The following is a 22,300-nucleotide window of genomic DNA, read 5'->3' on the forward strand; positions in this document are numbered from 1 at the left end:
CGCTCCTTATGGCAAAGGTTTAAAGGTGAATTCATAGGGGATATCTACGGGGTCTTTAGAGAGCGTCATATAACTCACCTTCGCGGCAGGGCCCGCCACACTCAAATAGCGGCCATCGACCAGCGCCTCTTTAATCCGCAGTTCGGTGGTTTCGGGCAGTCGAATCGTTAGGGATTTGCCTTGGGCATCCTCGACTTTAAAGTAGTTCTTAAGATCTTTACTCGGCTCGTCACCATAACCGGTTTTTGTTAGCCAAGCTTGTAAATCGATTAACCAAGGACGTGGGTTAGCTGCCTGCTCTAAGGGTTGCCAACTGATATCACCTTGGCAATGGATTTTTCCTTGGATGTGTTTATCGTAGAAAAACTGCCGCTCGCGGTCGGGTGTCATCAGGGTATAGGCTGGTCCGTTTGGGGCATTGTGCTCAAACAGCCAAGTGACTTCGTGTTTTCCCTCTTTAAAACCTTGTTCTATTTCAGGTTTACAGGCACTCGCTAATGCGGCTGACATAGGAATATACAGATTATGGCCATTTTCAGTCTCAGGTTTTATCCCTTGGATCGCACTGATTTCGGCGTTTGATGGCTCAAGATCTTGATAGAGGAAGTTATTGAGGCTCGAATCGCCAAACTCGCTTAGGGGATTGGCCAGATTTTGGTTGTAGTCGGTAAAGGTCACAAAGCGGATGTTCTTGGTTTGGCTTAACTCCGGCTGTGGCTGGCTCTCCAGTATTACAACGGTTTTAGGGATTTCATCTAGCTTAAGTAGCAGGGCGCGGGTGCTAAGGTGATGAGGATCATCGACACCGATTAATTCCCCCAGTAGTTCCTTATCCGTCACCGTTAACCATTTAGGATAATCACCATCGCGACGGGCTTCGGCCATCTTTCCTTTAAATTGCTGAAAAGGAAGGTTAATGTTTTTAGTCTTACTCTGCTTTGTCACGACTTTAAATAGCTTTGCCTCGGCGTCGAGCACCTGAATCGTGAGGCTCGCATCGCCAAAAGTATAGGGAGTGGCGACCAGTTCATCCCACGATTTTTCGACTATCTTATTGCTTTCGGGGATAAGGGTCAGCTTGGCGGTGATATGGTCTATCTGTTTGAGTTTATTGGCGGTGTTGTCCCAGCCTGTGGCGATAAGATCCACCGAAGACTCAATCGAGCGGTTGAAATTCATCGCCACACCTTTGCTGTGCTGCCAGAAGTGAATATCTATCGGATTTCCGCTGGCATCAAAGGCGGCTAAGTCTTCATAATTCACATTAGCAACCACATATCGCGGGCTCATATTATGCACAAAGCGCAATTGCAGCACTTCTGGCGTGTCAGCGCCCCATGGGCCAATATTATCAAGAATACCTTGCTGATCAGCTAATAAGGATTTTATAAAGTCCTTATCATGGGCTTTATATTCCCGCGGAACATCGCTAATCGGGTAGAGCTCTTTTTGCAGATCATCTATATCACGCTCCGCATCGTAGCGAGCGTCGGCATGCCAAAGCATGCTCATAATATAAGGGCTATCCTTGGGCGCCATGGCGATGCGGCGGGTGAGAGTACTGCCTTGCTGCACTTCTTGTTGAAAAAACGCCATGCTCTCTAACCAACCGGTTTTGCGGTTAAGCTCGAACTTGCCATAGGCCTTAAAGTTGTCTTTCTCACCTTGTACTACTGCAAATAACTTATCTTCGGTCACTCCCTCAACCGTCCAAGTTAGGCGTGCGTCCATGGGGGCGCTAATGCTATAACCGACCTTAGGCTCAAGTGCTACAGGCAAGGTTGGAGCTTGTTTAAACAAGCTATTAAGATTCACCCAGTGGTCAAATAATTCCTTGATATCTTTTTGATCCATCTTGGCAATGGGAGTCAGTTGGCGGACTTCACCATTGTTAAATTCCACATTAAAGCCATCTTTAACCAACTGAAAGATTTCATTAGAGTTACCTTTAGGGTCGATATTACTCACCGGAATCGGCATGCCATAATCGCTAATTTGCAGCATATTAGGTTGGATAAAAAAACGGGCGTTATGGGTTAACGGCGTTGTTAAGCTGGTCGCCTTACCCTCTGCATTCTGTAATTGGTAATCCAGCAGCAGTCGTGCCTGCAGCACTTTGCGGGTTTCAAAGCCATCATTGAGGTTTATGGTGGAGATAATCTGATATTCACGCTCTGTGGGTATGTTGGTATTAACTGAATTGGAGGGTGACGTTGAGTTATCGCAGGCGGTTAACAAGAGTGTTATACCTGCCATTGTAAGTGTGATTGCGGCGTTAACTGCCTTGTATTTCACTATGGCCATTCGTACTCCTTTGGCTACGCATGTTATTGAAATGTAAACTCATTAATCTTTTTCTGGCGACATTATACACAAAAAATATCTGAGGCATAAAAGAAAACCCAAACCAAGCTTGCTTGATTTGGGTTTGTGTTGATCGCGGTTTTGCTGCGCGCGAGTGGCTAACTCAATGGTGAGATGAGTGCCTAAAAAAGCCCAAGCTGATGGATTACAGCGAGAGGATCACGCTGGCAATTGCCGCACTCATGAGGTTGGCAAATACACCAGCGGCAATGGCGCGAAAACCATTACGGGCGATAAATTCGCGGCGCTCTGGCACCATGCTACCTAGTCCACCGATCAAAATTGCCATAGTGGAAATATTAGCGAAACCACACAGGGCGAAAGTCACAACGGCCTGAGAATGGGCGCTCAGTTGGTCTTCGACTTTCATTAACTGAATAAAGGCCACAAACTCATTGACCACGATTTTTTGGCCGATTAGTGAGCCCGCAGTAATGGCTTCATGCCAAGGAATACCCAGCAGCCACGCCATAGGCGCGAACAGATAACCGAGTAAAAATTCGAAGCTTAACTGGTAACCGAACCATTCACCCACAGCGCCTAACATGCCATTCAGTAGGGCGATAACACTGACAAAGGCCAGTAGAGTGGCACCAATCCCGACAGAAATCCGCATGCCAGACATAGCGCCATCGGCTAAGGCTTCAACCACATTGGTGGCGCGTGGCAGTTCGACTGAGGTGATTTCATCGGCACTATTTTTGTCATTGTCGCTAGGCGGCATGAGGATTTTTGCCATCAACAGACCCGCAGGTGCCGACATAAAGGCGGCGGCGATCAAATAGTTAAGATCGACACCTAAAGCGGCATATCCCACTAAGGTGCCGCCCGCGACTGAGGCTAAACCACAGCTCATGACCGCGAAGAATTGCGAATCGCTCATGTGCTTTAAATAAGGTTTGATCACCAGCGGCGCTTCAATCATGCCGACAAAGATGTTCGCCGTGGCAGATAAAGACTCGGCGCGGCCCGTGCCCAGTAAACGCTGCAGACCGCCACCAATAATGTTGATCACCTTAGGCATTAGACCAATATGGTACAGGGCTGAAATCAGCGCCGAGAAGAAGATGATGATACCTAACACATTGATTGCAAATACGAAGCCGACTTTACCCGTGGCGAGATCGCCAAACAGGAAACCAATCCCTTCGTTGCCATAGGCTATCACGCTCGACACGCCCGCAGTAACGGATTGCAATACGGCCTTACCCGCGGGGACGTAGAGCACTAACAGGGCAAATATAATTTGTAAGCCTAGGGCTAAAATCACAGTGCGGTAGGGAATATTCTTGCGGTTCACTGACAGTAACCAAGCAAAAAACAAGATACTAATCATGCCTAATATCGCGGTCATAAGGGGTTATTCTTTTGAGTTAAGGAAGAAGCCGCGCATTGTAGGCCGAGTCGCAGTAAGGGCAAGTCGAGGGCGTTACTGGGCTGTTACGATAAAATAGTCGAAAATAGCAACAGTTTAAGTTGCTGTTTATGCAGGAGAATAAAAGCTATTTTAGCTACTGTTGCCCAGAGGAAATAATATTTGTGCCTGTGGCAATAATCGAAATCACGCCACAGACGACTTTAGGCTGGTGTCGTAGTCAGTGCTGGTTTGAAATGTAGCTTAAGTGGCTGCAGTTTAAGTGACTGTCTTACCTAACCAAGGTTTGAGCTTTTTATCCCAGTAGGGCGGGTGGCCGATATGGGACTTTAAACACTCGATTATCACCTTGTACTTAGTCGGTAAATGGCGCCGCCTTGGGTAAACCACATAGACGGGCATCTGTTGTAGTGGTTTCCAATCGGGTAAGAGTTGGATCAGTTTTCCGCTTTGAAACTCATCACTGAGTAAATACGTGGCCACATAGCCTATGCCGCGCCCGGCAATCACCGCATTACGCACGGCTTCGGCTAAGTCGACACGGTAATTTCCCGCCACATGCACGGTTTGTTCTAGGTCATCCTTAGCAAAACTCCAGCGATCATAATTACGGCTCTTGCTTTGATAGATAACGCAATTGTGTTGCGCTAACGCCTGTGGATGGTGTGGCACGCCGTGCTTGAGTAAATAATCGGGAGAGGCGACCACCACAAAGTTAGTCTCGGCGAGGTGCTGGGCGATATAACCTTCGTTCAGCTGTTCATGGTTAGTGATCCACAGATCTAGGCCTTCTTCTAGCATGTCGGCTTTATGGTCGAACAGGCTTAGCTCAAATCGCAATTCGGGGTATTTTTGCTGCAACACTTCCAGTGCGGGGATGATGTGTAAGGTGCCGAAGGACTGGGAGGAACCGAGACGAATCGTACCGCTAATGTCATCGCGGGCATCTAGCATAATCGCATCGGCATTTTGCGTCGCTTCAAACACTTGCTCACAGTAATGGGCAAACTGTTGGCCCGCGTCGGTTAGCACTAAGGTGCGAGTGGTCCGCTGGACTAACAGCAAGTTCAGCTCGGCTTCCAGTGCGCCAAGCTGCTTGCTGACATAGGAAGTCGAGGTTTTTAACTTGGCCGCCGCTTGGGTAAAACTACCACTGGTCACCAGAGTGTGGAATATCACCATCTGGCTAGCTCTATGTTGTATCACGCTAGGCCCTCTAGAATCTAAATCGCTATTTTAAGCTAGCCTTGCCCTAACCGACAGCCGTTTGTGCCGATCGTGTGCTATTTCAAAACAAACTTACCAAACGGCAAACGTTAAAGTCAGTTGCCCTAAGTGCGATTCTTACTTTACTCTTGAGTTAAATCTTAACACCCACAAGCTAGGGAAGACGTGTTACCTGTGGTTAGCTTGTTCAATGGAGGAATAACGATGACACAACAAGACAAGCAAGCCTTAGCAGAAACAAGTCAGATACATGCCCAGAAAGTACAACCGATACCGCAGGAAGCCTTTGACTGGTATGACGAATATGCCCATGGCATTATCGATCGCCGTGAGTTTATGGGGCGGCTCGCAGGGCTGGTGGCGCTAGGTTTCACCATGACGATGCTCACGGGCGCACTCTTGCCGAACTATGCCCTCGCCGAGCAAGTCTCCTTTAACGATCCCAGTATTCAAGCCAGCTATGTTAAGTTTCCCTCGCCAAATGGTTACGGTGAAGGGCGCGGCTACTTAGTCATGCCCGATGAGTTATTGCTCGCGGGCAGTGCCGCAGGTGAGCCGAAAACCTTAGATCTCAGTAAAAAAGCCGCTGTGGTATTAGTGGTGCACGAAAATCGTGGCCTTAATCCCTATATCGAAGATGTGGCTCGCCGATTAGCCGCGCAGGGGTATATCGCCTTCGCCCCCGATGCGCTTTATTCCCTCGGTGGTTATCCGGGTAATGATGATGCGGGCCGCGCCATGCAAAGCAGTTTAGACAGAGCCAAAATCGAGCAAGACTTTATTGCCGCTGCGCAGTTTTTAAAATCCCATCCTCAAAGCAATGGCAAACTCGGTGCCGTAGGTTTTTGCTTTGGCGGCTATATCGTCAATATGCTGGCCGCCACGATTCCCGATGAGCTTAATGCTGGCGTACCTTTCTATGGCACGCCAGCCGCTGCAGAGCTGCGTAGCCGAGTAAAGGGGCCACTTATGTTGCAATTTGCTGGGCTCGATCAGCGGGTGAACGACACTTGGGCCGAGTATGAAACCCAGCTAAAAACCAATAAAGCCGATTATGTCGCTTATCTTTACCCGAATGTGAATCACGGTTTCCATAACGACTCTACAGGACGATACGATAAAGCCACCGCCGAACTCGCTTGGGCGCGCAGCTTAGCCTTCTTCGATACTCGACTGCGTGGCTAAGTGAAAGTGAAGCTCCGCTTACTCTGATCCCGCTTATTCTGATTCAGCTTACTTTGATTAAGTTGATGAGTGACCGATTCTCGCGCTCTATATTAATCAACCTGAGCTCGGGATAAGCAGAGCCGCTGAATAGGCATCTTTTCGGGCCTCTCTGCGTTGCTCTGTCTAACCATAGCTCGCTATGGTGTACGACAGAGCGCCTTGATATGCGCAAAAATCTGCGCATTCAGTCAGAAAATAGATTTTTCGTTTCAAACTAATCATTTATAGCATTGATTTGGTTTGTTAAATTTAGATTTTTCGACACTCGTTATCCCGAGTTCAGGTTAATCAAGCAAAAGCCGACGCTAGAGTCGGCTTTTATCTTAAATCTCCCACATAACTATGCGGGTTATTCGTGCTCGAGGATCACTTCTTTTAAGCTTTGGATGGTCTTCACATCGAGATTACCAGCTTGTGTGCTCCAGGTGAGCCTTAGGTAATTGGCTAAGTCTTTAATCTGCTCGTCGCTTAACTCATCAGCATATCCCGGCATGGCATAAAAGCTGGTGGTAGCGTTGTAATGCTGGCTTTGAATACCTTTTAGCATCACGGCGACGATATTGTGCGGACTCGCTTTATCTAAGGTGGCGTTACCTGCCATCGCGGGGGCGACGTTGGGGCGACCTTCACCATTTTGACCATGACAACCGGCGCAGTAACCTTTGTAGAGCGTATAACCTGGCAGTTCAGGTTTATGGCCGTTAAAGGTGAGCGGATCCGGTTTAAGATCATCGTCGTTATCGAGCAGATAACTGCTCACCGCGCGCATATCATCATCGGTCAAGTGGCTAAAGCTGTGATACACCACGGGATACATGCCGCCAAAGACGGTGCCTTTACGGGAGTAGCCTTCGGTAAACAGCGACTTAAGATCCTCATGGGTCCAGTTCTGCCTGTTAAGCTCAGCGGGGCGAATGTCCGATGCCTCTAGCCCTTCGATAATCGCGCCCTCAAAGTGCTTGTCCTGCTCCATGGCAAACAGCGTGTCTCTTGGGGTGTGACATTCACCGCAGTGCCCTAGGGCATTGACTAAGTAATTGCCGCGGTTCCAATGTTCGCTTTTTTCCTTGCTCGGGGTAAATTCCTTGGCATCGTGGGCGACTAAGTTCCAAGCTTTTAGGCCAAAACGCAGGTTAAACGGAAAGTAAACATCATTGTCGCGATTGGCTTGTTTGATGGGTTTAGTACTCATCAGATAGGCATAAATCGCCTGAGTGTCTGCGTCCGTGAGCAAACTGTAGGAAGTGTAAGGCATAGCAGGATAGAGGTTGCCGTTGACGCCAACACCGTGGTGCATGGCGTCAAAAAACTCCTCGTAACTGTATTTGCCAATCCCGGTTTCTTTATCTGAGGTGATATTGGTTGAGTACACAGCACCAAAGGGCGTTTCGAACGGCAAACCGCCCGCGAGTTCGCGCCCACCCACCGCAGTATGGCAGGCCACGCAGTCACCTATCTTCATCAGATACGCGCCGCGTGCGATGTCGTTATTCGTATTGCCGCCTTCATCGGCAACGCTGCTGGAACAGGCGAGCAAACCTAGCCCTAAACTCAGGAGTAGATTGTGACTCAACAGATTTTTTATCCTACTAATGTGCGGGAAATAGCGCGAGAAATGGCGCAGATTGGCTGATGTCATCACAGGGTTAGCCCCTTAGTTTTGAGGATCAGATCTTTGACCGCCGCATAGTATTTTACGTAGCCAGTACAGCGGCATACGTGTTCACTCAAGGCATCTTCAACGACTTTTTCAACTTGATCTTTAGCGATAGGTTGTCGCTCTAATCGCTCAAGCAGTGCAGTCGATTCGTTGACAAAGCCCGAGGTACACCAGCCACATTGAAACGAGAAGTGCTCTAAAAAAGCTTCTTGCACTGGGCTCAGGGCGGTGATTTCGCCAAGGGAGTTTTGTCTAGCATGACCTTCGACAGTGCGGACGCGTTTACCATTAAAACGCTCTACACCATTGATGCAGGTACGCACCACTTCGCTCATGCCTTGCTCGTCGTCGACGATCACTGTACAGGCGTGGCATACGCCTGCGCCACAACCAAACTTAGTGCCTGTGAGGTTCAAGTATTCATGTAGAAACTCAATCATCATCACACCATCGGCGACTTCAATCGGGCCTACGGCTTGGTTATTAATGGTCAGTTTAATAGACTGGCTCATGCCATGGCCTCCTTAATTTTTTTCGCTGTCATAGGTAAATCGTAAAAGCGGACATGGGTTGCTTGATACACGGCTTCAATCAGCGCCGCGACCACAGGGATCATCACCACTTCGGCGATACCACGGCTGGGATCGTTATCAGATAACTGCGGCAATATGGTATGACGTTGATCCCACACGCCCACATGCCGCGCTAACGGCACCTGATAGCGATTGAGGTTCCACGTACCATTGCCGGCGCCTGCTTCAAATGGCGGTAAGCCTTCATGCAGTGCATGGCCAATCCCCATCGCAAGGCCACCTTGAATTTGCCCTTCGACTAGTTCTTTAACAATCACTTTGCCCGCCTCTAACCAAGTATGAGAACTCAGTAGCGTGACTTCACCATTGCCTTCGTTTACGGCCACTTCAACCAAAGTGGCGCAGGGGGCGTAGTAAGTCACCATGGCATTGTTCAGTTCGGCCTTGGGATAACTCATGGCTTGACGATCGATCAAGTGATAGCCATTAGACTTCATGCTGGCTTGGCGCGCTTTGATACTCATAGTCGTGTCGGAAGTGGCCGCAAATGTCGCGTTGCCTTCGCCGTATTGCAGCGCCAGCGCATCGAGTGCTAAACGCTCTTTAGTGCCAAGAATGTCGAAATCGGCTTCAGCCCAAGCCCAGCGATTAAAGGCATGGCCCATCACGCCGACCACTAAGCCCATGTCGTGGGCACGTTTAGCGAGAATATCTAGCGACAATGGCGGAAAGCCCAAGGCGGTTAGCTTGCCATCGACCCAGCGACCATCCCGTGAGTTATGCAAATTAGTCGAGCCCATTGGCGTGTTAAAATACAACTCGTTCCAAATCGATACCGCCGCAGGCCACAGGCCGTGGCGATAGATAATATCGGCGGCGATGCGGCTGACATGGCTTTGGTAATAGGCCGACATAGACGCCGACGATGCCATGGCTTTAACGGGCGTCCAGCGTGGATTGGCCGCCATTTCATCTTGGCGTTGCTGCGAAATAATATAAGGATTATCGGTTTGCACTAATTGCATCGCATCCCAAATATCCACTTCGGCGAGTTTTACTTCATCGGCAAAGTTGCCAAGGGCATCGCTGACCACCACGGCTTGGGAGGTTTGCGTGCCAGTGCCCATTTCGATAAAGCCGATTTCTAGGGTGATTTTTCCGTCTTTAGCTAGGCGAACCGCCGCACTTGGCGCTGCTGCGCCCGTACCATAATCTTTGGTGGCGATACCAAAACCTACGCCGTAACGCATCCCCGGATGTTTGGCCTCATAGTCCTTTTTATTCACCGCGCGGTTTTGCCACACGGGAGCTTGCTCTGCCATGTCGAGCATTTCGCGGTAACGTAAAGTGCCGTTAGGAATCGCACCTTGAGTATTACGCTGGCCAGACTCCATCACGTTGGCGGCGCGCAGTTTAAAGGGATCAACCTTTAGCTCGTCGGCGATCTCGTGGATCATGCATTCCATCGCTGTCATCGATTGCAGCGTGCCATAACCGCGCATCGAACCCGCATCTGGGTTACGTGACGCATAGGCGATGGCGATAATATCGTTGCGCGGCGTGTAATAAATGCTTTGCATCGCTGTCGCACCAACCGAGGTCACAGACGGAGTAAAGTTGACTCGTCCGCCGCCATCGACTGTCATCTGCGAAGTTAAGGCTTGGATTTTTAAGGTTGATTTATCCACCGCTAAGCGGCTTTTCATGATGAACGGATGACGCTTAAGGCCAGACTGGAATTGTTCGAATCTGTCATTGGCGAGTCGGATTGGTCCCTTGGCATAAACGGCCGCGATCACGCCGTAATAAGGAAATATCGAATGGTCTTTCGCGCCAAATCCACCGCCGATATAAGGCGAGTGCACCACAAGATGTTTTACCTTGCCTGCTAGTGGGCTAGATAACAGCATGTGCACTGCCATCTCTTGAAAGTCCTGCGGCGACTGCGAGGTAATCACAGTATGAAAGGTTTGGCTAGCCGCATCATACCAGCCGTTAAAGGCTTCGGGTTCCATCATCATAGGATCGATGATCTGGGTGCGATATTCCCGCTCTAGCACTTGCCATTGTTGATTGGCTTGGGCGCTAGCAATCTGCTTATCTATCTCGCCCGCATAATAAAGCCCGCGCTCAGACACAGTCCCTTTGGCATTCGGATTGCCTAACCATTCTGGCTTGCGATCTTTTACGCTAGGGAAAAATAGCCCATCGTGGAGCGGGCTATATAAATCTTCCCGTGCGCCATTTTCACCTTCAACTCGAATAAGGCGCCAGCTGGCGTAAGGGTCTTTCGAGTCCGACACAAACGGCGTTTGCTCACCAAAGCGCAGTAAGGTCTGGTCAAATTGCAGCAAGGACTTAGCTTGCTTAAAGGCGGGGAAACTGTCGAACAACAATATAGCCACCGCATGACCTAAGTAGTCAGCGGTTTGCCCCTCGGCCAGTAACATGTTGTCACCGTAAAAATCGGGCAGCTTGATTTTATCACGGGCCAGATCGGCCGCAGTGATCACTTTATAGGGCTTAGCCGACGCGGGCAGGTGGTCGAGTGAAAAGCCTTGATAAACATGGGAGGCATCGGCGGCGCGAAGTATAAAAGCGTAACCTTGCTGCTTGGGCCAACCTTCCATGTCCATAGCGCGGTAATCACGGCCATAGACCTTTTGGCCTGTGACTTTCGCTATGCCGTCGTTACGAAACTTAGGTTTGGATTGACCATTAACCTGAGTTTGCCATTGGGCTGCCAGTTCAGGTGAGACAATCGCCGCATTAGCGCGACTCATTTCCCACAACAAAGGGGCCGAATATACGGCAACCCCGCCAATCACACATTGCTTAATAAAGGTCCGGCGTGACGTATTAGATGGTTCCATATCTCAACCTCAGTTGTGCTTCCGTGTAATATCAGCCGCGCTGCATGGTATCGCCCGATATAAGCTTGTTGTCGATCGACTTTTTATTGATTGTTGCGACATAGCTTTGATAAACACTGAATGTAAATTTACATTAGCCACGTTAGCATGTAGGGCCGAAAATGCAAATTTAGGCGGTTAATCGTTGCAGTTTTGACCAAGCTAAATCAGAGTGTAAAGCCCGTGTTATCAGGCTTCTACAGTGATGTTCGTACTGTGATTCAACTCAGTTACGTTATGCCTGAATTTTGCTCAGTGCTCTTTGCGCAGAGCCCTTGAGCAATGCACTCAATTGGGGCTTATTTGCATGTCGAAATATGACCATTTGCCAAAACAAGACCGCCTCACACAGCGAGACTTCATGCCACTGCAAAATCAAGAGATAGTGTTATTTGATGGCGATTGGTTTAGTCACATGCATTCATATCAACATTGTTAAATCAGTGCTTGCTTAATTACTTGATTTGTAATGCTAAAGTTATAGACAAGTGTACGCTATGTCGCTATCTTAGGTTTTTAACAAGGATGAGCTTTAATCGCGTACCCGCGATTCGAGTCACTTGCATCAGGACGATGTGTCTTCATTTCGCTAGAAATGCTTCCTGAACAATATGCGATAAGTCTCTGGGCGCTAGAACCTAGAACCTAGAACCTAGAACCTAGAACCTAGGGCCTAGGGCCTAGGGCCTAGGGCCTAGAATCTATAAAAGCATTACTGCAGTGCAATCCCTTGGCTAACGGCTGTTGGCCAAGTGCGGTAGCCATGGCGGGGCTTTTTGTCTAACGACAAAGTTGAAACGTTTTGATAGTGCTGGTTTGTATGTCAGCGCTGAATGTGGATTAATTTTTGACGTTAGTATTGGCTTTGAGGATCTAATGATTGTCGAGTTTACCCGTTGGAATTGATGATTTTTACGTGAGTATGTTGATTAACTGATAATTATACTGATGTTAGGAGAAGTATCTGTATGTATAGATGTTTATTAGTGATTTTATCCATAGTTTCATCATCGCTAATGGCGGTTGAAAATCCTTATATAATTGATAAAACGTATGATAGCAACTTGCCTAAATCATTCCTGCAGGTAGCTTTCTCTAAGGCTAAAGGCGAAATTTTAATATCTGGTACTGTTAGTGATGATTTTTCTTCCGATACAAGAATTTACTTATGGAAGTATAATGCTGTAGATAATGGGATGAATTATATTAACTCAACAAGTTTTGGTATAGCATCAGATCTTGTTGGTTATATTAATGTTGAACCATTAGGTGAATATAATCAAAACTATTATGCCTTATCTCAGTCAAATTATGATGGAACTACAAAATTAGTTAGATTTACTCTTGCAGGTAATGAGTTGTCATTGTCTCAAGAGGTTGAGTTTCTACCTAGTTCAGGACGTTATGGTTCATTTATTGAACAGATTCAATTTGTAAATAATGATACCATTGTTGCTTTGCACCCTAATTATGATGATACTCATACAGGAAAAACCAGTTACGATTACAGTGTTTGTAAGTTAAGTGTAAATGGTGAGATAGATTCTTGCGAACGAAAAAAAATCTTAGCTGATAAATCGCTCATATCAAATAGTACCTACAAGCTATATCGATTAGAGGGCCGTGATGAAGTAATTTTCTCTCCAGAAAGGGTAGGGATTAATGAAACAAAGGTAGAGCCTAAGTTATATGTTTTGAAATGGCAATCTGATATTAATGACTTTGTAGTTTTTCAAGAAATTGTTATCCCTGAAAGAGTCGATTCATCTAGATTTAGTGGTGTTGAAGCTATATATACAATTAATGATGGGAAAGAGCTTATAGTGGGTAGTGATATGTTGTTGTATTATCAATACTCATCAGAAGAGAATAAGTTTTTTCTATCAAAAATGAAGAATAGTGTTAGTTATCCAAAAGAAGCTATTTATTTAAAGAGTGAAAATTATTTTATTGAACGCTCTGGAAGAAATTCTTATGTGTTTGATGATGAAGAGAAGTATTTTTATAAGTCTTCCCAGGTGTATGCTATTGCAAATGGTTGGTTTCAGCTCACTGATGACAAGAAAGGTTTTTTCGTTAACTTAATGTCACCTAATATTACAACATTTACTCTGTCTAACCCTAACCCTCTTATATATAAAGGTGGTTTACCTAAAGACTCTGTTCCTGCTGTTCAAGATGTTCCTTTGGCGATAAATATTAAGAAGAATTTTCTAAATGGAAACAACCTTGTGGTTACCGGTTTTCATACTGAAAATATAGATGAAAGATTGATTTGGGATGGTGAATACATTCGTGGGACTTTTACTAACGAAGATATGTTCGCCTCTAGAAATTTAAATGATCCAACACCAGCCAGTCCTATTCAAGTGAGAGTAAATATTCCTCCATTATCTATAGAGCTCTTTTATATTACACCGACTAATGTTAACGATGCTCCTATTTTAACTGCGGAGATTGGTATTCAGTATCTTGAGAAAGATCAAGAATATTACGGTGGACTTCCTGGAATTGTCATTGATCCTGATAGAGAGCCTGTGACTTATACATATAAGAATGTACCGAGTGGATTAATGGCAAGAGAGGATGGAATATTCCAAGGTGCTGTTAAGACTAAAGGCCAATATCTAATGACTGTCAACGCAACTGATCCGTTGGGCGCACAATTGACATTTGATGTGACATTTATCGTTAATGATACTGGTGAACCTGAGAAATCATCCAAAGGCGGTGGTGGGACTATGGATTTCACATTGTTGATGCTATTGATTACGTTGTTTTTTAGGCGTTTAAAGCATAATTAAATACTTAACAATTGAAGTTGATGCTTTTTGACTTGATGAATTATGGGTTGATTACGGCCTGGCGACCTAGCTGGGGCAAGGATGTGGGACTTCCCCTGATTTTTAATCAAAAGTCGATCAAGGAGGATGGCTCGTTCTATCCTCCTTTTGGAAATCCCTTGCCGAACAACGTCCATGTCTAACTGCCAGTTCGCCATCTTTGGCTCTCGTTCGAAACGCTGCTACGCAGCACTCACCCTAGCAAAATCTAGCTAGCAAAATCAAGCTAGCAAAATCAAGCTAGCAAAATCAAGCTAGCAAAATCAAGCTAGCAAAATCAAGCTAGCAAAATCAAGCTAGCAAAATCAAGCTAGCAAAATCAAGCTAGCAAAATCAAGCTAGCAAAATCAAGCTAGCAAAATCAAGCCACCCATTACAAATCGCGTTATTTAGGCTCCTCTACTAGACTCAGTAAAAGTGTTTATGTGGAGGAGTTGCTATGCCGAGGCCTAGAAGAACTCAGATTAGTGTTGAAGACACACCCTTCTATCATTGTTGTAGTCGCGTTGTTCGGCGTGCATTTTTATGCGGTGATGATAGTTACTCGGGTAAAAACTATGACCATCGCCGCGCTTGGGTAGAATCGCTACTGTTTGAACTTGAGGCGGTTTTTGCTATTGATGTAGCGGCCTTTGCGGTGATGTCGAATCATTTGCATGTGGTGTTACGGGTGGATATCGACTGTGCTAATCGTTGGACTGATCGCGAAGTGCTTGAGCAGTGGCATAAGCTATTTAAAGGTGATGAATTAACGCAAAAATTCGCTAAAGGTGAGTTGGTTGAACCTCACCAAGTCCTCAGGCTAAAGCATGCCATAGCAATTTACCGTAGCCGTTTATGTGATATCAGTTGGTTCATGCGTTGCTTAAACGAACCGATAGCAAGACAAGCAAATCAAGAAGATAACTGTAGTGGTCGTTTCTGGGAAGGTCGCTTTAAGTCACAGGCTCTACTTGATGAAGCTGCTGTTTTAGCCTGTATGACCTATGTTGATTTGAATCCCATCAGAGCCAAAATGGCTGACACGCCAGAACAATCAGATCATACCAGCATTCAGCTACGCATTCGGGCAGCATTGAAAGGTGAACAGCCTAACAATCTACTGCCTTTCATTGGTAATGAACGCGATAACCAACCTAATGGAATCGCGTTTACACTCAAGGATTATCTTGAGTTAGTTGAGGATACAGGGCGGATCATCCGCAACGACAAGCGTGGTGCAATAAGTGAAAATAGCGCCAACTTACTGACAAGATTAAATATATCCCATGAAAATTGGTTAAAACTGACCACTGAGTTTGGCAAGCTCTTTCGTGGTCCAGTGGGGACGCTGCAAGAACTGACCGATTACTGCGAGCATTTAGAGAAGCGACGACGGCACTTTGCTAAATGCTGTCGGTACCTTAACGCTGGCTGATTTCAAGCCTGTTTCATTGCTCGTTCCTTCAAGACCTCCAACGAGGCAATGGGTTGGGCTTTTTTTACTAAAAATATCGTTTTTTCAGCCAAATAGGTCAATTTAGTTAGTCATCATCCTTTGGAACCCTACCTCGCTAGCCTTTTAACGGCTAAGTGACTTTTCGTCACTTGAATGCTAACAGAAAGTGCATTATGTTCTTGTTTTATCTTGGGTGGCCCGATTTATTTTAGACAGGACGTCTGCGTAGCTTTCGGGGGGAAGGGACGCCCCATCGGAAGCGTTAGCTATTTTCGAATAAGCACGAAGCCACTAATCAATGCATGTGACTTCGCTAGGGGCGTCTTGGCTACTGGTGAAAACAATAGCAAGGAGGATGGGACGAGCAGTCCTCCTTGGTCGACTCTTGATAAAAAAATCAGGGGGTGAAGCCCCACGACCTTGATGTAGATTTTTAATTTGAAATTGAGGCCAGTGTAACTCTGAATAGAGTGCATTCCATTGGAGGTAAATTGAAGTTTTTAGTGATTATCTTCGGCATAGCTGTGTCGATATTTATGCATGGAAGTGGGTTGTCTGTCGATAATAAATGGTGGTGGGATTTACTGCTATTTTTCAATGTGAAAGCGTTAAGTGAGAACTTGGGGATAGCTGTATTTTGTTTTTGGATACATCTTCCACTTATGATCATATTTTCTTTAGCATGTGCTTTGATTATTAATCGAGTTAGGTATCCAAGGTATTTTATTTACTCTGTGTTAGGTACTTCATTTTTTACATTTATTGTACTGCCATCACTGCCTGTTTTCGATGTGTTATTAGCTGGCGGGATGAGTCCATTACGTTTTATCGATATCTTTGTAAAAACACTCATGTTTCTGACCTTGTTCTTTGTTTTTAATATACTTATGAAAAAGTATAATAGGTTGAATTTATTTGGTTAATTTTTACTTTCAAGATGTTTCGCTGACTGTGTTTATTGATTTGTTTTAGGGGTGATTTAAGAGTTTTATGAAAAAAATTAGTTTTTTGGGTATGAGCATAGTGCTTGCTTTGACACTTGTTATCGGCCTTGCAGTTGATTTGATGGTTGAATTTAAGTCTGAATCGATTTTTATGCAGATGAGTTTATTTAGCTTTAAATTATTGTTTTCTTTACTTAGCATGCTCTGTGTGCAGATTGCTATTGCATTCACTTTTAATTTGAAACTGTTACCTATGCTTATAGGCAAAGATTATCCGTCAAATTACTTTAGGTGGTCTAAATTTCGATATCTAGAAGTTTTCTTTTTATTTAACCTATGGTCTATGGGTGATCTGCAATATTTCACCGTCGTAATAGTTAACTTTGCTTTGGTTGAGTTGACTCACTTATATTTAGTTTATAGAAGTATCAATAATAAGCTTGAGTCTACTATATAAATTGGTAAGTTGAGGATAATAAGTCTTGTGGCGTTGGCATAATTCTTTCAATGCGAAAAGTTAACTCTAATCTTACAGAAGTTCACCGATCCCCTGCGAAGTTGTCGAAATACGCAGATAAAAATGCCGTGGCGACATCATGGATGATGGCGCAGGCTCGGGGGCACATGGATGTGCCATCTGAGCCGTTAGGCGATTTTTATTGGAGTATGAGACAGGTAACTAATGCATGTAACTTCGCTAGGGGCGGCAAGGGGAGATGCAAGAGGGGGATTGCTGTTGATCCCCTTCTTGCCCTGGTGTGGAATGGAATTCCACGACTTTGATTTTTATTTTGATTTTAAAGTTAGACATTAAAACCAAAATTAAGGGGCGATGATTCAGCCCCTTAATTTTACGTTTTGCCTAATTCCCCAAGTGAAACTTGGGCATTAACGAGTACCAATGACTACTCTGGGATCACTCCCTACTCTGGATCATAATCCAACACTGGCGCCAGCCACTTCTCCGTTTCCGCAATGCTCATCCCTTTACGCTTGGCATAATCTTCCACTTGATCGCGGCCTATGTTACTCACGCCAAAGTAGCGGGATTTCGGGTGGGCGAAATACCAGCCCGATACTGCCGCTGTGGGGAACATGGCGTAGCTTTCGGTGATGTTCAAGTCGATAGTCTCATCGGGCTTGAGCAAGTCCCATAACAAGCCTTTTTCTGTGTGGTCTGGGCAAGCTGGGTAGCCCGGTGCGGGGCGTATGCCTTTGTATTTCTCGCGGATTAAGGCTTCGTTGCTTAACTGCTCGTCGGCCGCATAACCCCAAAACTCTTTACGTACCCGTTCGTGCATCCGCTCGGCAAAGGCTTCGGCCAAACGGTCGGCTAAGCATTTGAGCATGATGGCGTTGTAGTCGTCATGGTTGGCTTCAAAACGCGCCACATGTTCGTCTATGCCGTGGCCTGTGGTCACAGCAAAGCCGCCCATGTAATCGGCGACGCCTGAGTCTTTTGGTGCAACAAAATCGGATAGGCAGAAGTTGTCATTACCGACACGCTCAAGCTGCATCCGCAGGTGATGCGTGGTCATTTCAACTGTGGTACGCGACTCATCTGTGTAGAGCTCAATGTCGTCGTAATTGACGGTATTGGCTGGGAATAAGCCGATAACCGCTTTTGCCGTGAGCCACTTTTCTTCGATGATTTGTTTGAGCATGGCCTGACCATCGGCGAACAGTTTTTGCGCTTCTTCACCGACCACTTTATCGGTGAGGATTTCAGGGTAGTGGCCGTGCAGTTCCCACGAGCGGAAAAACGGTGTCCAGTCGATACGCTCGACTAAGTCTTCTAACGGATAATGATCAAATACTTGGCGACCGAGCACGTTTGGCGTAAACGGGGTGTAGTTGGCCCAATCGTGTTGGCAGCGGTTTTCACGGGCCGCTTCGAGTGACACTATCTCTTTGCGCTTGGCTTGGGATAAACGCTTAGTGCGCATGTCGTCGTATTCAGCATAGGTTTCGTCTATGGTCGCTTGGCGGGTCTCGTTGTTGATGAGCTTACTCACCATAGGCACGGCGCGGGACGCATCGGCGATATAAATGGCGCCATGGGGATAATGGGGTGCAATCTTCACCGCTGTGTGGATTTTAGAGCAAGTCGCGCCGCCGATAATTGCTGGAATCGTTAAGCCTTCGCGGTGGAAGGTTTTCACGTTATGCACCATCTCGTCCAGACTCGGAGTGATGAGGCCCGACATGCCGATGATATCGATATTGTGTTCTTTCACCGCGTCGAGAATTCGCTCCACCGACACCATCACACCTAAATCGAATACCTCAAAACCGTTACAGGCGAGCACTACGCCGACGATATTCTTGCCGATATCGTGCACGTCACCTTTTACTGTCACCATCAAAATCTTGCCATTAGATTGGCCTTCGACCTTTTCTAGCTCGATATAGGGGTTTAAGTAAGCCACGGCTTTTTTCATCACCCGCGCCGATTTTACCACCTGCGGCAGGAACATTTTGCCCGAGCCGAACAAGTCGCCGACCACGTTCATGCCGTCCATCAAGGCGCCTTCAATCACATCCAGCGGACGTTTCGCTTCTTGGCGAGCGGCTTCGGTATCTTCATCGATAAATTCGGTAATGCCTTTGACGAGCGCATGGGATAAGCGTTGGCTCACCGGCCAGCTGCGCCATTCTAAATCTTCTTTCTTACCGACCTGCGCGCCATCACCGCGGAATTTCTCCGCGATTTCAAGTAACTGCTCGGTATTGCTTGAGCCTTCAATTGGGCAGGGCAAGTTAAGCACTACGTTTTCGACCCGCACTTTAAGCTCAGGATCGATATCGTCGTAAATGGCTAACTGGCCCGCGTTGACAATCCCCATGTCCATGCCGACTTTGATGGCGTGGTACAGGAAAACGGCGTGAATCGCTTCGCGCACTGGGTTGTTACCGCGGAACGAGAACGACACGTTCGACACGCCGCCCGAAATCATCGCGTGGGGCAGGGTGGTTTTAATCGCTTTAATGGCATCAATAAAATCGACGGCATAGTTGTCGTGTTCATCAATACCGGTGGCGATGGCGAAAATATTCGGGTCGAAGATGATGTCTTCTGGCGGAAAGCCGACCTTGTCGACCAGCACCCGATAGGCGCGGGTACAGATTTCGATTTTACGCGCCTTAGTGTCGGCCTGACCTTGCTCGTCGAACGCCATGATAATGGCCGCCGCGCCGTAGCGTTTCACTAAGGTGGCTTGCTCGATAAACTTGGCTTCGCCTTCTTTGAGGGAAATAGAGTTAACTATGCCCTTGCCTTGAATACATTTGAGGCCAGCTTCGATCACTTCCCATTTGGATGAGTCGATCATAATAGGTACGCGGCTGATGTCGGGCTCAGAGGCTATCAAGTTTAAAAACTTGTGCATGATCTCGGCGCCATCGAGCATGCCTTCGTCCATGTTGATGTCGATGATCTGCGCGCCGCTTTCGACCTGCTCGCGGGCGACATCGAGCGCCTGCTCAAACTTGCCTTCTTTGATCAGCTTTAAAAACTTGGCCGAACCTGTAACGTTGGTGCGCTCACCCACGTTAACGAACAGGGATTGGGCGTCGATAGTCAGTGGTTCCAAACCTGCCAAGCGGCAAGCGACCGGAATGTCCGGCAAAATACGTGGATCGTGACGGCTCACCGCTTCGCGGATCACGCGGATATGTTCAGGCGTACTACCACAACAACCCCCGATAATATTAAGCATGCCTTCGCGCGCCCAATCTTCGATCACGTTCGCCATGTCTTCTGGGGTTTCATCGTAACCGCCAAACTCGTTCGGCAGGCCTGCATTCGGATGCGCCGACACATAACACTCACTGATGCGGGATAATTCTTCCACATAGGGGCGCAATTCTTTTGGCCCAAGTGCACAGTTAAGACCGATAGATAAGGGCTTGATATGGCGAAGGGAATTGTAAAAGGCTTCGGTCGTTTGGCCTGTCAGTGTGCGGCCAGAGGCATCGGTAATGGTGCCCGAAATCATGATCGGCAATCTGTCTTTAGAATGCTGACCGAATAAGTCATCGAATACGGATTCAATCGCAAACAGCGCGGCTTTGGCGTTTAAGGTATCGAATATGGTCTCGACCATAATGATATCCGCGCCACCCTCAATCAGCGCCTTAGTGGATTCTTTGTAAGCAGTCACTAACTCATCGAAGCTGACGTTGCGATAGCCTGGGTCGTTCACATCAGGGCTAATCGAACACGTACGGTTAGTGGGGCCTAACACACCGGCGACATAGCGTGGAATGCCTGTGGCAGCAAAGGCTTCATCACAGGCTTCACGGGCGAGTCGCGCGCCGGCTAAGTTAATTTCGGCGGACAGCGACTGCATGTCGTAGTCGGCCATGGCGATGGTGGTGGCGTTAAAGGTGTTGGTTTCAATGATGTCGGCACCGGCGTTTAAGTAGTCGGTGTGAATTTGTTTGATGATGTGGGGTTGCGATAAGACCAAGAGGTCGTTGTTACCTTTGACATCCGTATGCCAATCTTTAAAGCGTTCGCCGCGATAGTCCTCTTCTTCCAGCTTGTAGCCTTGGATCATAGTGCCCATGGCACCGTCTAAGATCAGAATGCGCTCTGCAAGCTGTTTGCGAATGTCTGCTAATATTTGGCTGGCTTTGGTTGAGGGTATCGTCATAAATAATTACCTTAAATACAGCTAAGTTAAGTCCAAAAATCGGCCATTGTTATGCTAAGTGCATTTTATTGTCGTCAGCCGACATTTTTTTGAATACTTGCTCTTAAAAATTTGTTTTGGACATTTAAACGTATAGACGTCCATAATACGCGACTTATGATTGTCAGGGCAAGATGAAAGTCAAAGGCATTAGGAGCGAGAATCGAGAATCTAGAATTTAGGCCCTCGGCTTGAGTTTCTAGCATCTAGTCCCTAACTAAAAAGGCATATATGAAACAAGTTCGATTGTTATTGTTACGCCACGGTGAGTGTGAAGGCGGCGCGATCTTGCGGGGTCGTGTGGATGTGCCTTTAAGCAAAAAGGGTTGGCAACAAATGTCGGCAGCAGTTGAGTCACAGGCCAGCGTGTGTAGCGCGATTTATAGCTCGACTTCACGCCGCTGCGCCGATTTTTCCCACGCTTTTGCCGCCGAGCTGCATTCGACGGCGGCACTGATATCTGAGTCAAGGCCATTGCAGGCGCAGTGTTTGTCGGGTTTACAGGAAATTGATTTTGGTGATTGGGACGGTTGTCGGCTCGATGAACTGTATCAACAAGAGGGCGAACACTTAGCGGCGTATTGGCAAAACCCTTGGCAAACTCCGCCGCCTAATGGTGAAACTATGGCAAGTTTTGAGTCGCGGGTGAATGGGACGATTGACCAGATACTCGCCGCCGAGTTTGAACGATTGACCCTTGACTCACATAAAATGGGTAATGAAAACAGTGCCATTAATGAAACCACTGACAATATGCCAGCCACTCAAGTGTGGGTCGTGACCCACGGCGGGGTGATCCGTCACTTAATGGCGCGTGCCTTAGGGGTTGAACGGGCGGTGGGGTTTTATAGTCAACTCGATTTAACCGTGGCGGCCGTGGTGAGCATTAATGTGCTGCAAGATGAACAGGGTGCCTGCTATTGGCGTTTAGATTGGCCGAGTGGGCGCAGGTGTTGAGGCCTTATTTCACGACCTAGGAGTTATGATGTAGGCGTGATCGTTTGGCGAGAATAAGCTGACATGAAAATATTCTGATTTAAACAGCATTGCCTAATGGGATAGATGTAGGATAATGCTTTT

The 22,300-nt window shown here is 46.9% G+C and carries 13 protein-coding genes; 6 read left to right on the top strand and 7 right to left on the bottom strand.

Going from position 1 to position 22,300, the window contains the following annotated elements; all coding sequences use genetic code 11:
• Positions 1–6: 6 nt before the first annotated feature.
• The 3 genes from RA178_RS04640 to RA178_RS04650 form a co-directional block, all read right to left on the bottom strand.
• A complete protein-coding gene (locus RA178_RS04640; protein WP_306684741.1) occupies positions 7–2,304 on the bottom strand; it encodes a hypothetical protein in 2,298 nt (765 codons plus the stop codon).
• Positions 2,305–2,509: 205 nt separating this feature from the next.
• Entirely contained in the window at positions 2,510–3,718 is a 1,209-nt protein-coding gene (locus RA178_RS04645) for a NupC/NupG family nucleoside CNT transporter (protein WP_105251603.1), read from the bottom strand.
• A gap of 279 nt (positions 3,719–3,997) precedes the next feature.
• Positions 3,998–4,945, bottom strand: coding sequence for a LysR family transcriptional regulator (locus tag RA178_RS04650; protein WP_028761657.1), 948 nt, complete (start codon positions 4,943–4,945; stop codon positions 3,998–4,000).
• Between the two features lie 225 nt (positions 4,946–5,170).
• On the opposite strand from RA178_RS04650, the gene RA178_RS04655 reads away from it, so the two are divergent.
• Positions 5,171–6,151 (top strand): dienelactone hydrolase family protein, encoded by a 981-nt coding sequence (locus RA178_RS04655; protein WP_306684744.1) that lies wholly within the window; start codon positions 5,171–5,173, stop codon positions 6,149–6,151.
• Positions 6,152–6,542: 391 nt separating this feature from the next.
• On the opposite strand, the gene RA178_RS04660 is transcribed toward RA178_RS04655, so the two are convergent.
• The 3 genes from RA178_RS04660 to RA178_RS04670 are packed head-to-tail and all read right to left on the bottom strand — an operon-like array spanning position 6,543 to position 11,259.
• Complete coding sequence (locus RA178_RS04660) at positions 6,543–7,832, bottom strand: cytochrome c (protein WP_306685394.1); 1,290 nt, start codon at positions 7,830–7,832, stop codon at positions 6,543–6,545.
• Positions 7,832–8,365 (bottom strand): (2Fe-2S)-binding protein, encoded by a 534-nt coding sequence (locus RA178_RS04665; RefSeq protein WP_006082848.1) that lies wholly within the window; start codon positions 8,363–8,365, stop codon positions 7,832–7,834. Before RA178_RS04665 ends, RA178_RS04660 begins: the two co-directional genes overlap by 1 nt.
• Positions 8,362–11,259: a xanthine dehydrogenase family protein molybdopterin-binding subunit gene (locus tag RA178_RS04670; protein ID WP_306684745.1), complete on the bottom strand. Its 2,898-nt coding sequence runs from the start codon at positions 11,257–11,259 to the stop codon at positions 8,362–8,364. The genes RA178_RS04665 and RA178_RS04670 overlap by 4 nt, the downstream gene beginning before the upstream one ends.
• Positions 11,260–12,266: 1,007 nt before the next feature.
• Between RA178_RS04670 and RA178_RS04675 the strand changes: the two genes are divergently transcribed.
• The 4 genes from RA178_RS04675 (at position 12,267) to RA178_RS04690 (ending at position 16,980) form a co-directional block, all read left to right on the top strand.
• On the top strand, positions 12,267–14,102 hold the full coding sequence (locus RA178_RS04675; RefSeq protein ID WP_306684746.1) for a hypothetical protein: 1,836 nt from the start codon (positions 12,267–12,269) through the stop codon (positions 14,100–14,102).
• Positions 14,103–14,580: 478 nt separating this feature from the next.
• Positions 14,581–15,558, top strand: a complete 978-nt coding sequence (locus tag RA178_RS04680; RefSeq protein WP_306684747.1) for a transposase — start codon at positions 14,581–14,583, stop codon at positions 15,556–15,558.
• Between the two features lie 512 nt (positions 15,559–16,070).
• Entirely contained in the window at positions 16,071–16,502 is a 432-nt protein-coding gene (locus RA178_RS04685) for a hypothetical protein (protein WP_306684748.1), read from the top strand.
• Positions 16,503–16,569: 67 nt separating this feature from the next.
• Entirely contained in the window at positions 16,570–16,980 is a 411-nt protein-coding gene (locus tag RA178_RS04690; RefSeq protein ID WP_306684750.1) for a hypothetical protein, read from the top strand.
• A 466-nt stretch (positions 16,981–17,446) separates the two neighbouring features.
• Here the strand turns inward: RA178_RS04690 and metH are convergent, their stop codons facing one another.
• Positions 17,447–21,181, bottom strand: a complete 3,735-nt coding sequence (gene metH / locus RA178_RS04695; protein WP_306684751.1) for a methionine synthase — start codon at positions 21,179–21,181, stop codon at positions 17,447–17,449.
• Positions 21,182–21,451: 270 nt separating this feature from the next.
• Here metH and RA178_RS04700 point away from each other — a divergent pair, with 270 nt between their 5' ends.
• On the top strand, positions 21,452–22,177 hold the full coding sequence (locus RA178_RS04700; RefSeq protein WP_306684753.1) for a histidine phosphatase family protein: 726 nt from the start codon (positions 21,452–21,454) through the stop codon (positions 22,175–22,177).
• The last annotated feature ends 123 nt before the right edge of the window (positions 22,178–22,300 follow it).

It is taken from the genome of Shewanella oncorhynchi (assembly GCF_030848765.1).
GTDB classification, from domain to species: domain Bacteria; phylum Pseudomonadota; class Gammaproteobacteria; order Enterobacterales; family Shewanellaceae; genus Shewanella; species Shewanella oncorhynchi.

Bases quoted from the DNA above. Each gene is read 5' to 3' on its own strand.
- RA178_RS04640 (WP_306684741.1), bottom strand. From the start codon at position 2,304: ATGGCCATAGTGAAATACAAGGCAGTTAACGCCGCAATCACACTTACA.
- RA178_RS04645 (WP_105251603.1), bottom strand. From the start codon at position 3,718: ATGACCGCGATATTAGGCATGATTAGTATCTTGTTTTTTGCTTGGTTA.
- RA178_RS04655 (WP_306684744.1), top strand. From the start codon at position 5,171: ATGACACAACAAGACAAGCAAGCCTTAGCAGAAACAAGTCAGATACAT.
- RA178_RS04660 (WP_306685394.1), bottom strand. From the start codon at position 7,832: ATGACATCAGCCAATCTGCGCCATTTCTCGCGCTATTTCCCGCACATT.
- RA178_RS04665 (WP_006082848.1), bottom strand. From the start codon at position 8,365: ATGAGCCAGTCTATTAAACTGACCATTAATAACCAAGCCGTAGGCCCG.
- RA178_RS04670 (WP_306684745.1), bottom strand. From the start codon at position 11,259: ATGGAACCATCTAATACGTCACGCCGGACCTTTATTAAGCAATGTGTG.
- RA178_RS04675 (WP_306684746.1), top strand. From the start codon at position 12,267: ATGTATAGATGTTTATTAGTGATTTTATCCATAGTTTCATCATCGCTA.
- RA178_RS04680 (WP_306684747.1), top strand. From the start codon at position 14,581: ATGCCGAGGCCTAGAAGAACTCAGATTAGTGTTGAAGACACACCCTTC.
- RA178_RS04690 (WP_306684750.1), top strand. From the start codon at position 16,570: ATGAAAAAAATTAGTTTTTTGGGTATGAGCATAGTGCTTGCTTTGACA.
- metH (WP_306684751.1), bottom strand. From the start codon at position 21,181: ATGACGATACCCTCAACCAAAGCCAGCCAAATATTAGCAGACATTCGC.
- RA178_RS04700 (WP_306684753.1), top strand. From the start codon at position 21,452: ATGAAACAAGTTCGATTGTTATTGTTACGCCACGGTGAGTGTGAAGGC.